3 protein-coding genes are annotated in these 13,090 nt (G+C 75.0%); all 3 read left to right on the forward strand.

Annotation, left to right across the window (positions count from 1 at the left end; translation table 11 throughout):
* Positions 1 to 28: 28 nt before the first annotated feature.
* On the forward strand, positions 29 to 1,285 hold the full coding sequence (locus NDAS_RS02510) for a styrene monooxygenase/indole monooxygenase family protein (protein ID WP_013151547.1): 1,257 nt from the start codon (positions 29 to 31) through the stop codon (positions 1,283 to 1,285).
* 424 nt (positions 1,286 to 1,709) lie between these two features.
* Complete coding sequence (locus NDAS_RS02515) at positions 1,710 to 9,710, forward strand: type I polyketide synthase (protein WP_013151548.1); 8,001 nt, start codon at positions 1,710 to 1,712, stop codon at positions 9,708 to 9,710.
* Positions 9,697 to 13,077 (forward strand): type I polyketide synthase, encoded by a 3,381-nt coding sequence (locus NDAS_RS02520; RefSeq protein WP_013151549.1) that lies wholly within the window; start codon positions 9,697 to 9,699, stop codon positions 13,075 to 13,077. Before NDAS_RS02515 ends, NDAS_RS02520 begins: the two co-directional genes overlap by 14 nt.
* The last annotated feature ends 13 nt before the right edge of the window (positions 13,078 to 13,090 follow it).

Consider the following 13,090-nt stretch of genomic DNA (forward strand, 5'->3'; position numbering starts at 1 on the left):
CGCAGATTCCCCAGGAAAGTTAGCGACAATGCGCAAGATCCTTATCGTCGGCGCGGGCCACGCCGGCCTGCACCTGGCCCATGGGCTCCTCACCCATGGATACGACGTCACGGTGATCACGGGGCAGTCCTCGATGGAGATCCGGACCGGTCGTTGCTCGGTCGCCCAGTTCACCTTCCCCACCGCTCTGGAGTACGAGCGCAAGTTCGACCTCGACTTCTGGAGTGCGCTGGCTCCCCAGATCCGTGAGCAGAAGCTGTTCATGTACATGGAGGGCGGGGTGTCGAGCGCTTTCAGCGGTAGCTCGCATCCGGGCAACGGTTACTCCGTCTCGGTCGACCGCCGGGTGAAGATGGCCGACTGGCTGGAGTTCTTCGAGGACCGGGGAGGCAAGGTGGTGATCCACGGGGTCACCGTCACCGATCTGGACTACTTCTCGCGGATGTTCGACCTGATCATCGTGGCCGTCGGCCACGGTGAGCTGGGACAGCTCTTCGACAACGACACGAGCCGCTTCAGCGGTGCCAGGCCCCGCTCCATCGCCCAGGCACACATCTACGACGTGTGGCCCGACCCCGAGGGCGACGACAACATCGGCTGGGCGGCCACGGCCCAGAGCGCGGGCAACCTCATGCTCATCCCGATGCTCGGCCAGGACGGGCCCTGCCACAACCTCCTGCTCGTGGACCGCAAGGGCGGTCCGATGGACGCCTGGCCGGACCGGCCAGGCCAGGAGGAGCAGCTGCGCCGGATGAAGGACCTGCTGAGGAAGCACGCGCCCGACGCCTTCGAGCGGATCAAGGACGCCAACCTCACCGACGGCCGCAGCACACTGGTCGAGGAGCTCACGCCGCAGGTCCGCAACCCGGTGGGCAAGCTGCCCAACGGGGGCAGCGTCCTGGGCATGGCCGACGTGGTGGTCACCATGGACCCCTACACCGGACAGAGCTGGAACAACTCCACCCGGTGCGCCCAGGCCTACCTGGAGGCGATCATCGAACGCGGCGACCAGCCCTTCGACGACGACTTCCTGGTCGCGGCGTTCGACCGTTTCTGGGAATTCGGTCAGGACAATCAGGAGTGGGCGGAGTTCGCCTCCACGCTGTGGGAGCGCGAACTGCCTCCCCACCTGGGAGTGGTGATGGAGGCCGCCGCCCGTTACCGCGAGGTCGGCGACCGTTGGATCCAGGCGTGGGACAACCCCTCCGACTTCAAGAACTGGCTGTTCAACCCGGAGGCCGCCATGCGGTACATCGAGGAGGTCAAGGAGAGGCACGGGGACTGAGGGCGAACGTGCCGCCTCCGCGATCTGGTGCCCGGTGCCCTGAGGGGCGCCGGGCACTTTGTGTTCCGCCCCCATTCTGGCATGCATTAATTCCCCATACGGTTGTCCGAATCAAGCGTCCGAAAAAGCGGAGTTCGTTGTCAGCGGTTGTGAGCAACCGTTACGCTCTTTCGGGTTGGTGCCTGTTAGTCCCCAATGGCCCATTGTGGGGCAAGTTACTCCTTGTCCCCTCGGCGGTCTTCCGTGGACATGGAACGAACCGTCACACCGAAACCGCCCTTGACGCGGCGGGGAAACCCCGGTCTTGTGCATATGCACGGACGCGAATACCGCCGGGTCTCCTCGGACGCGAGGTGGGGGTAAGCGCCCCCGGGTGTTTTCCGGGGCGGCGGGTGACGGGTGGGCGAGAGGAAAGGCAGCGATCGTGAGCGGCAGATCAGACGGAGCCCCGGCCCACGGCCCCTGGGAGCCCATCGCAGTCGTCGGACTCTCCTGCCGGCTCCCGGGCGCGCGCACGCCCGACGCCTTCTGGCGGCTGCTGTGCGAGGGGCGCGAGGCCATCACCCCGCCGCCCGCCCGGCTGGGCGAGCCCCCCACGGGACGCGGGAGTACCTGGGGCGGCTACCTCGACAACGCCGAGGACTTCGACGCCGCCTTCTTCGGTATCTCCCCGCGCGAGGCGCTGGCCATGGACCCCCAGCAGCGCCTGATGCTCGAACTGAGCTGGGAGGCGGTCGAGAACTCCCGGACGGCGCCCGGCACGCTGCGGGGCGCGCGGGTGGGCGTGTTCACCGGGGCCATCGGCTCCGACTACGCGCTCCTGTACGACCGCGGCGGGGCCGGGGCCATCACCCACCACACGCTGACGGGTACCCACCGCAGCATGATCGCCAACCGGGTCTCCCACGCCCTGGGCCTGGTCGGGCCGAGCCTGACCGTCGACGCCGGGCAGTCCTCCTCCCTGGTGGGCGTGCAACTGGCGGTGGAGAGCCTGCGCCGGGGCGACTCCGACGTCGCGCTGGCGGGCGGGGTCAACCTCATCCTGGTCGCCGAGAGCACCGAGAGCGTCGCCAGGTTCGGCGGGCTCTCCCCGGACGCGCGCTGCCACACCTTCGACTCCCGGGCCAACGGCTACGTGCGCGGTGAGGGCGGGGCCGTGGTCGTGCTCAAACCCCTCGGCCGGGCCCTGGCCGACGGCGACCGCGTCCACGCCGTCATCCACGGCGGGGCGGTCAACAACTCCGGCGCGGGCGAGTTCCTCACCCGCCCCACCGTCGACGGGCAGGAGGCGGTGATCCGCGCGGCCTACGCCGACGCGGGCAAGGACCCCGGCCAGGTCGCCTACGTGGAGCTGCACGGTACCGGGACTCCGGCGGGCGACCCGGTGGAGGCGGCGGCCCTGGGCGGCGTCTTCGGCCGGGGCGCCGAGGAACCGCTGCGGGTGGGCTCGGCGAAGACCAACGTCGGACACCTGGAGGGCGCGGCGGGCGTCGTCGGCCTGGTCAAGACGGTGCTCAGCCTGGACCACCAGCAGATCCCGCCCACCCTGAACTTCGCCGAACCCCACCCCGACATCGACCTGGACGGCCTCGGGCTGTCGGTGCAGACCCGGCGCGAGCCCTGGCCGACCCACACCCCCCTGGCGGGGGTGTCCTCCTTCGGCATGGGCGGCACCAACTGCCACCTGGTCCTGGGGCCGGGGCCCGTGCCCGAGCGGACCGGCTCCGACCCGGTGACCAAGCGCGTCCTGGACCCGGTGCCCTGGGTGCTCACCGCCCGCTCGCCCGAGGCCCTGCGCGCCCAGGCCTCCGCGCTGCACGCCTACGTCTCCTCCCGGCCCGGCGTCAGGGCGCACGACGTGGGCCTGTCCCTGGCCACCACCCGCGACGTCATGGAGCACCGCGCGGTGGTCCTGGCCCCCGGGGAAGACAGCGACCGCGAACTGGAGTCGGTCCGCCTGGAGGGCGGTCCCGACACCGAGCCCGGCCACGACGGCCCCGTCCTCGTCTTCCCCGGACAGGGCGGCCAGTGGGCGGGGATGGGCCGCAGCCTGCTCGACGGCGAGGGGGTGCTGGCCGAGGCCTTCACCCGGCGCCTGCGCGAGTGCGAGAGGGCGCTGGAGCCCCACACGGACTGGTCGGTCTCGGCGGTGCTGCGCGGCGACTCCCAGGCACCCCCGCTGACGGGCGAGGGCTCCAGGGCGGACGTGGTGCAGCCGGCGCTGTGGGCGGTCATGGTCTCCCTGGCGGGCGTGTGGGAGGACCTGGGGGTGCGGCCCTCGGCGGTGGTCGGGCACTCGCAGGGTGAGCTGGCCGCGGCGTGTGTGTCGGGTGCGCTGTCCCTGGAGGAGGCGGCCCGTATCGTGGCGCTGCGCAGCCGGGCGCTGACCGCGCTGTCGGGCAGCGGCGGGATGGCCTCGCTGGGCGTCACGGCCGAGGAGGCCGCCGAGCTCGCGGCCGACATCCCCGACCTGAACGTGGCCGCGGTCAACGGCCCCGAGGCGGTGGTGGTCTCGGGGAGCCCGCGCGCGGTGCGCGAGGCCGTGGAGCGCTGTGTGGACCGGGGTGTGCACGGGGCGCTGGTCGACGTGGACTACGCCTCGCACTCGGCGCACGTGGAGCGCATCCGCGACACGATCGTCCGTGACCTGGGCGAGGTGCGCTGGCGGGCGCCGCGGATCCCCTTCTACTCCACGCTCGTCGGCGCGCGCCTGGACGGGGACGGCCCCGCCCTGGACGCCGGGTACTGGTACACGGCGTTGCGCGAGCCGGTCCTGTTCGCCTCGGCGGTCGGCGCGCTCATCGCCGACGGGAGGCGCGTCTTCATCGAGGTCGGCCCGCACCCGGTGCTCTCCTACGGGGTGCGGCGCTCCCTGGAGGCGGCGGGTGTGCGGGGGCACGTGCTGGAGACCCTGCGCCGGGGCGACGGCGACCAGGCCCAGTTGCTCACGGCGGCGGCGCGGGCCTTCACCACCGGTGTGGACATCGACTGGCCCATGCTGTTCGAGGGCACCGGCGCGCGGCGCATCGACCTGCCCCCCTACCAGTTTCAGCGCCGGCGTCACTGGCCCGACGACCTGGCCGCGCGCCGTCCCGCCTCCGGGGCCCCGGCCCCCGAGAGCGAGGACGACCAGCGGGCGCGGGAGCGCACGGCTCCGGTCCTGGAGCTGGTGTGCGAGCACACCGCCCGCGTCCTTGACCGGGAGGCACTGGACCCGGGTGAGGAGAAACGGGCCTTCCGGGACCTGGGCTTCGACTCCATCATGACGCTCGAACTGGGCGACGAGCTGGAGGAGCGGACCGGGGTCCGCCTGGAGGACACCGTCCTGTTCGAGTTGCCCACCCCGGCTGAGCTGGCCGCCTTCCTGGTCACCGAACTGGGGCGGGAGGAGGTCACCACCGCCTCCGCGCCGTCGCGGCCGGCTCCCGTGCCCGCGCCCGCCCCCGCACCGGCCCGGCCCGCCGACGAGGACGACCCCGTCGCCATCACCGCGATGGCCTGCCGCCTGCCGGGAGGCGTCTCCTCGCCCGAGCAGCTGTGGCGCCTGGTCGAGGACGGCGTGGACGCCACGGGCGATCTGCCCGACAACCGATTCTGGGACCTGGACTCCCTCTACGACCCCGAGCCGGGCGCGCCCGGGCGCACCTACACCCGTCGGGGCGGCTTCCTGTACGACGCCGACCTCTTCGACGCCGACTTCTTCGGTATCTCCCCGCGCGAGGCCGACGCCATGGACCCCCAGCAGCGGCTGCTGCTGGAGACCTCCTGGGAGGCGGTCCGGCGCGCCGGGCTGTCCGACGAGGCCCTGCGCGCGGAGAACGTGGGCGTCTTCGTGGGGGCCATGCCCAGTGACTACGGTCCGCGCCTGGCCGACCCCGTGCGCGGCAACGACGGCGGGTACCGCCTCACCGGGTCCACCCTGAGTGTGGCCTCGGGCCGCATCGCCTACGTGCTGGGGCTCAACGGCCCGGCCATGACCATCGACACCGCCTGCTCCTCCTCCCTGGTCGCCGTCCACCAGGCCGCCGAGGCCATCCGCCGGGGCGAGTGCGCCATGGCACTGGCCGGGGGAGCGACCGTCATGGCCACGCCCGGCATGCTCCTGGAGTTCGCCGCCCAGCGGGGGCTGTCCGCCGACGGCCGCTGCCGTGCCTTCGGGGAGGGCGCCGACGGCACGGCCTGGGCCGAGGGCGCCGGAGTACTGCTGCTGGAGCGCGCCTCCCGGGCCCGCCGGGCCGGACGCCCCGTCCTGGCCCTGATCCGGGGCGGCGCGGTCAACTCCGACGGCGCCAGCAACGGGCTCACCGCGCCCAACCCGCAGGCCCAGCAGCGGCTGATCCGCAGCGCCCTGGCCGACGCCGGACTGGAGCCGGGCGAGGTGGACGCGGTCGAGGCGCACGGCACCGGCACGCGTCTGGGCGACCCCATCGAGGCCAAGGCGCTCATCGCGGTGTACGGCCGGGACCGGGACGGGGAACCGCTGCGCCTGGGCTCGCTCAAGTCCAACATCGGGCACGCCCAGGCCGCGGCCGGGGTCGCCGGGGTGATCAAGACCGTGCAGGCCCTGCGCCACGGACGGCTGCCCCGGACCCTGCACGCCGACGTTCCCACCACGCAGGTGGACTGGGAGGACGCCGGGGTGCGCCTGCTCCGGGAGAACGAGCCCTGGCCCGACACCGGCCGTCCCCGGCGCGCCGCCGTGTCCTCCTTCGGCATCAGCGGCACCAACGCCCACCTGGTGCTGGAGGGGGTCGTCGACGAGGGCGCCCCGGTCAGCATGGTGGACCTGCCCTTCCAGCGCCGCAGACACTGGACCCGGCCCCCCGCCCCGGAGGCGGCCCCCGCCGCGGCCCCGCGGCTGCTGGACGGACCGGGCCTGGAGCTGGTCGACGGCAGCACCGTGTTCGGCGGCCGGATCGGTGAGGCCGCCCACCCCTGGACGCGCGACCACCGGCTCCTGGGCCGGGTCGTCCTGCCCGGGACGGCGCTGGCCGAACTGGCCCTGTACGCCGGAGCGCACACCGGCGCCGCCGCCGTGGCCGACCTGACCCTGGAGCGGCCCCTCATCCTGCCCCGGGGCGGGGAGACCTCCGTGCAGGTGACCGTCGCCGCGCCCGACGCGCGCGGGCGCCGCGCGGTGAGCGTGCACTCGCGCGGCCCCGACGCGGGGGAGTGGACCCGGCACGCCTCGGGCGCGCTGGAACCCGACACCGGCGGGGAGGCTCCGTCCGCGGGGGCCTGGCCGCCGCCGGAGGCGGCCCCGGCGCCGTTCGGGTATGACGAGGACTACGGGCGGCTGGCGCGGCGCGGCTACGCCTACGGGCCGGTCTTTCGCGGGCTGCGATCGGTGTGGCGGGGGCGGGGTGACACGCTGCTGGCCACGGTCGCCCTGCCCGAGGGGCACCGCGGGGGAGCCTTCCGCGGCCCCCACCCGGCGCTGCTGGACGCGGCCCTGCACGCCGTGCTGCTCTTCGGCGAGAGCCGGGACGGTCCGCCCCTGGTCCCGTTCGCGTGGAGCGGGATGCGCGTCCCCGACCGCGACGGCCCGCCGCCGGCCGAGCTGCGCGTGGTCCTGGAGCCGCTGGGCGGCGACCGCCACCGTCTCACCGCCTTCGACGAACGGGGAGACCTGGCGGTCGGCGTGGACGAGCTGGCGCTGCGCCCGATCGACGCCGAGGACCTGCCCCCGGCCCCCGACGAGGAGCCCGGGCTCTACCGGGTGCGCTGGGACCCGGTTCCGGCGCCGGAACCGGCCGCGCGGGTGCCCATCGGACTGGCCGCCCTGGGCGACCTGGCCCCCGACGCGCCCGTCCCCGACACCGTCTACGCCGAGCTGCCCCCGCGCGCGGTCTACGCCGACCACGACCCCGTCCCCTCCTCGGTGTACGAGGGGCTGCACGCGGTCCTGGACACCGTGCGCACGTGGCTGTCCGAGGACCGGTTCGCGCACGCCCGCCTGGTTCTGGTGACCTGGCGCTCGGTGTCCACCTCTCCCGAGGACCGGCTGGGCGGCCCGGCGGCCTCACCGGTGTGGGGCCTGCTGCGCTCGGTCCAGCGCGAGCATCCCGACCGGTTCGTGCTGGTGGACTCCGACGGGTCAGAGGACTCCCACCGCGTCCTGCCCGCGGCCGCGACGCTCGGCGAGCCTCAGCTGGCCCTGCGCTCGGGTCGGGTCCTGGCGCCGCGCCTGGTCCCGGCGCATGCGGACGACGTCCCCGTGCCGCCCGGTCCGGCCTGGCGGATCGAGGTCGGCGGCCCGGACGGTTCCGCTCTGTCGGCGGCACCCGCCGCCGCGGCGCCGCTGGAGGGGCACCAGGTGCGTGTCGCGGTCCGCGCCGCCGGTGCGGCCCCCGACGTGGAGGCCTCCGTCCGGCGCACCGGCGCACAGGGCGCAGGCGTGGTCCTGGAGACGGGCGCGCAGGTGCACGACCTGGTCCCCGGCGACCGCGTCACCGGCCTGTTCGACGACGCCTTCGCCACGACGGCCGTCGCCGACCGGCGCCTGCTCGCACGGGTTCCGCGCGAGTGGGGCCTGGAGGAGGCCGCGGCCGTCCCGTTCCCCGCGCTGACGGCCTACCACGCCCTGGTCGACCTGGCGGCCGTGCGCCCCGGGGAGAGCGTCCTGGTGCACGACGCGGCCCGCGGCGCCGGACCGGTCGCGGTGCAGCTCGCCCGCCACATGGGCGCCCACGTCCTGGCCACCGCCGACCCGCGCCAGTGGCCGCTGCTGGTCGGCCTGGGGCTGTCCGAGGACTGCCTGGCCTCCAGCCGCGACCCCGGCTTCGCCGCCGCCGTGCGCGAGGCCAACGGGGGCAGGGGCGTGGACGTGGTCCTGGACACGCGTGCCGGGGACGGTGTCGACGCCCTGATGGGCCTGCTCGTCGCGCCCTCCGACGGCGGCGGAGTGGGCGGCCGGTTCGTGGAGATGACCGGGACCGGTCCCCGCGACGGGGCCGAACCCCCGGTCGCCGACCACCCGGGGCGCGGCTACGAGGCCTTCCGACTGGCGGACGTGGACGCCGAGCGGGTCGGGCAGATGCTCACCCGCGTCATGGAGCTGTTCGCCTCCGGTGTCCTCAGCCCGCTCCCGGTGGACGTCCACGACCTGCGTGACGCGCACCTGGCACCCACCGACCCGGACGGGGCCGTGGTCCTGGCCGTCCCGGCGCCCTTCCCCCAGGACGGCACCGTCCTGGTCACCGGGGGCACCGGCACCCTGGGCCACCAGGTGGCCCGGCACCTGGTCACCGGGTACGGGGTGCGCCACCTGACCCTGATCAGCCGCAGCGGTGCCGCCGCGCGGGGCCAGGACGGGCGCACCGACGAACTGCGGCGCCTGGGCGCGCAGGTGGAGGTGCACGCCTGCGACGCCGCGGACCGCGACGCGCTGGCCCGCCTGATCGACTCCCTGCCCGGGGAGCGGCCGCTGCGCGCCGTCGTCCACACGGCGGGGGTGCTCGACGACGCCACCGTGCTGTCCCTGGACGCCCAACGGCTGGAGGCGGTGCTGCGGCCCAAGGTGGACGCCGCCTGGAACCTGCACGAGCTGACCGCGGACCTGGACCTGGGCGCCTTCGTCCTGTTCTCCTCGGTGACGGGGACCCTGGGCAGCCCGGGGCAGGCCAACTACGCGGCGGCCAACGTCTTCCTGGACGTGCTCGCACGCCTGCGCCGCGAGCGCGGGCTCCCCGCCCTGTCGCTGGCCTGGGGCCTGTGGGACGAGGCCAGCGGGATGACCGCCCACCTGGACGGCGGTGACCTGGGCGCCCTGGGCCGCGCCGGACTGCTCCCGATGCCCGTCGACCGCGCCCTGGCCAAGATGGACGCCGCCCTCTACCTGGGGGGCGACGTCCTGGTTCCCGCCCTGCTCAACCTGGGGGACGGCGCCGACCTGCCGATCCTGCGCGAGCTCGCCGGACCCGCCGGGGAGGATGACCCGGGCGCGGGCGGCGGCGGGGAGCCGCCGCTGTCGCGGCGGAGTCTGACCGGGCTGGCCCCGGCCGAACGCGGACGGTTGCTGCTCACCGAGGTGCGCGAGCGCACCGCGCTCGTCCTGTCCCGGCAGGACGCGGGCCAGGTCCCGGCCGACCGCCCCTTCCGCGAGCTGGGCCTGGACTCCCTGACCGGGGTCGAGCTGCGCAACCGGCTGGGCGCCGCCTCCGGCCTGCGCCTGCCCGCGACCGCGGTGTTCGACCACCCCACCCCGCGAGCCCTGGCCCGGTTCCTGGAGGGCCTGCTCTTCCCCGCCGAACCGGAGGAACCCGGGGACGCGCGGAGGTCCGGGAACGCCGAACCGGAGACGGAGCCCGGTGACGCGGGCAGCAGCATCGACGACATGGACGTGGAGGACCTCCTGCACCTGGCCCTGGGCCGGGAGGGGGCCGCGTCCGACGGTGAACAGGAGACGGCTGATGGCTACCGATAGCGCTCAGAACACCAAGCTCGTCGCCGCGCTGCGCTCCGCTCTCAAGGAGAACGAGCGCCTGCGCGGCCGCAACCGGGAACTGGACCGCAGAAGCGACCCCGTGGCCGTCGTGGGCATGGGGTGCAGGCTGCCGGGGGGAGTGGACTCGCCAGAGGGTCTGTGGGATCTGGTGGAGCAGGGCACCGACGCGATCGGGCCCTTCCCCGAGGACCGGGGCTGGGACCTGGACGCCGTGCTCGGCGGTTCCGAGCCCCTGTCCGCGATGGACCAGGGCGGCTTCTTGGAGGGCGCCGCCGACTTCGACGCCGCGTTCTTCGGGATCTCCCCGAAGGAGGCCGCCGCCATGGACCCCCAGCAGCGCCTGCTGCTCGAACTGAGCTGGGAGGCCCTCGAACGCGCCGGGATCGACCCCTCCTCGCTGGCCGGGACGCCCACTGGCGTCTACGTGGGGCTGATGGCTGCCGAGTACGGCCCCCGGCTCTCCGACGCCCCCGAGGACGGGCACCTGCTCACCGGCACCATGCCCAGCGTGGCCTCCGGCCGCATCGCCTACACCCTGGGCCTGGCGGGTCCCGCGCTGACCGTCGACACCGCCTGCTCCTCCTCCCTGGTCGCACTGCACCTGGCGGTGCGCGCCCTGCGCGAGCGGGAGTGCTCCCTGGCGCTGGTGGGCGGCGCCACCGTCATGGGAACCCCCGGAGTGCTGGCCGAGTTCAGCCGCAAGCAGGGGTTGTCCGCCGACGGCCGCTGCCGGGCCTTCGGCGCGGGGGCCAACGGCACCGGGTTCGCCGAGGGGGCGGGCGCGCTGGTCCTGGAACGCCTCTCCGACGCCAGGCGCAACGGACACCGCGTGCTCGCCCTGGTCCGGGGCAGCGCGGTCAACCAGGACGGCGCCTCCAACGGGCTCACCGCGCCCAACGGGCCCTCCCAGGTGTCCGTGGTGCGGGCCGCCCTGGACGACGCCGGAATCTCCCCGGACGGGGTGGACGCGGTCGAGGCCCACGGCACCGGGACCACCCTGGGCGACCCCATCGAGGCCCAGGCCCTCATCGAGGCCTACGGGGGAGAGCGCGGGGCCCCGCTGCTGGTGGGCTCGCTCAAGTCCAACATCGGCCACACCCAGGCCGCGGCCGGGGTGAGCGGTGTGGTCAAGGCGGTGCAGTCCCTGCTGCACGGGACCGTCGCGCCCACCCTGCACGCCGAGGAGCCCTCGACCCACGTGGACTGGGACTCCGGCGCGGTCCGCCTGGCCACCCGGGCGCACCCGCTGCCCGACCTGGGCCGGCCCGCCCGGATCGGGGTCTCCTCCTTCGGGATCAGCGGAACCAACGCCCACGTCATCCTGGAGGCGCCGCCCGCAGAGGCCGCCGACACCGGGGCCCCGGCCTCCGCGCGGGAGAGCGGACCCGTCCCGGCCCCGCGGACCCTGCCGTTCGTGGTCTCCGCGCGAGGGGAGGAGGCCCTGCGGACACAGGCCGCGCGCCTGTCGGCCCACCTGGGCGCCGCGCCGGCCACCGATCCGGGCCGCGAACCCGAGGGCGGCCCCGGGGAACACGCGGCCCTGGTGGCCACGGCCCGTGCCCTGGCCACCACCCGCGCGCGCCTGGAGGACCGCGCCGTCGTCCTGGCCTCCGACACCGGCGGCCTCACCGCCGCCCTGGACGCCCTGGCCGAGGGGCGCCCCGACGCCGCCCTCGTGCGCGGGCGCGCGGACACGGGCGGCTCCGTGGCCTTCGTCTTCTCCGGTCAGGGATCCCAGCGCCTGGGCATGGGCCGCGGCCTGTACGAGGCCCACCCCGCCTTCGCCCGTGCGCTGGACGAGGCCGTCGACGCCCTGGACTGCCACCTGCCGCGTCCGCTGCGCACGGTGATGTGGGCGCGGGAGGGCACCGCCGAGGCCGAACTGCTGGACCAGACCCTCTACACCCAGGCTGGGGTCTTCGCGGTCGAGGTGGCCGTGGTGCGGCTGCTGGAGTCGCTGGGCGTGGTCCCCGACCACGTCGTCGGCCACTCCATCGGCGAACTGGCCGCCGCGTACGCGGCGGGCGTGTTCACGCTGGAGGACGCCGCCGCCCTGGTCGCCGCCCGCGGTGCGCTCATGCAGGACCTGCCCGAGGGCGGCGCGATGGTCGCGGTCCAGGCCGAGGAGCGGGAGGCCCGCCAGGCGGTCGCCCGCTCCGGCGGACAGCTCTCCGTCGCGGCCGTCAACGCGCCCGACAGCGTCGTGCTGTCCGGGGAGGAGACGGCCGTGGCCGCCCTGGCCGACCACTTCGCCCGGCAGGGCCGCCGCACCAAGCGGCTGACGGTCTCCCGCGCCTTCCACTCCCCGCTCATGGACCCCATGCTCGGCGCCTTCGCCCGCGCCGCCGAACGCGTTTCCTACCACAGGCCCGTCCTCCCCCTGGTGTCCAACCTGACCGGAGCCCGTGCGGGGGAGGAGGTCCGCGAGCACGGCTACTGGGTGCGGCACGTGCGCGAGGCCGTCCGCTTCGCCGACGGCGTCGCCCACCTGCACAAGGCCGGGGTCACCGAGTTCGTGGAGGTCGGCCCGGGCGGCGTGCTCAGCTCCATGGTGCAGTCCTGCCTGGGCGGGGACCGGGGGGCGCGGGTCACCGCGCTGCTCGGCGGGGAGCGCGACGAGCAGCGCGGGTTCGCCGAGGGGCTGGCCGCCCTGCACGCCCGGGGCGCGCACGTGGACTGGTCCGCCTACCTGCCGCCCGGTCCGGTGACCGCCCTGCCCACCTACCCCTTCCAGCGCGAGCGCTACTGGATGAACCCGCCGGCCGGGGGCCGCGTCGTGGTCGAGACCGGCGCCGGGGCGACCGCCGCCGGGGGCGGTGCCGCGCCCGGCGCGCGCGCCGACCTCACCGCTCTGGGCGATGACGAGCGCACCGAGGCGCTGCTGGACCTGGTGCGCCGGGAGTCGGCCGCGCTGCTCGGCCACGCCTCCCCGCGCGACGTCCGCTCCGACCAGGGCTTCCTGGAGATGGGCCTGGACTCCCTGGGCGCGGTCCGCCTCGGCGAGCGCCTGAGCGCCGCGACCGGTCTGGACGTGTCGGCCACCACCGTGTTCGACCACCCCGAGCCCCGGGTCCTGGCCGCCCACCTGAGCGCGGAGCTCGCCCCCGAGGACATCGACGCCTCCCAGGCGGCCGGGGGCGACGAGCGGGTCCGCGCCGCGCTCGCCCGGATCCCCGTGGACCGGCTGCGCTCGGCCGGACTCCTGGAGGCCCTGCTCGCCCTGGACACGGGAGTGGCGGCGGGGGACGCGGGGGAGGACGGCGCAGCCGAGGAGGAGGGCGCCAACACGGACGTGGACTCCATGGACGTCGACGACCTCATGCGCATGGTGTACGGCCGAGACTGAGGAAGCGAAGGAC

The organism is Nocardiopsis dassonvillei subsp. dassonvillei DSM 43111 (assembly GCF_000092985.1).
Classification (GTDB): Bacteria; Actinomycetota; Actinomycetes; order Streptosporangiales; family Streptosporangiaceae; genus Nocardiopsis; species Nocardiopsis dassonvillei.

What these genes read in the sequence shown, in the direction of transcription:
- NDAS_RS02510 (WP_013151547.1), top strand. Translation starts at nt 29, where the DNA reads ATGCGCAAGATCCTTATCGTCGGCGCGGGCCACGCCGGCCTGCACCTG.
- NDAS_RS02520 (WP_013151549.1), top strand. Translation starts at nt 9,697, where the DNA reads ATGGCTACCGATAGCGCTCAGAACACCAAGCTCGTCGCCGCGCTGCGC.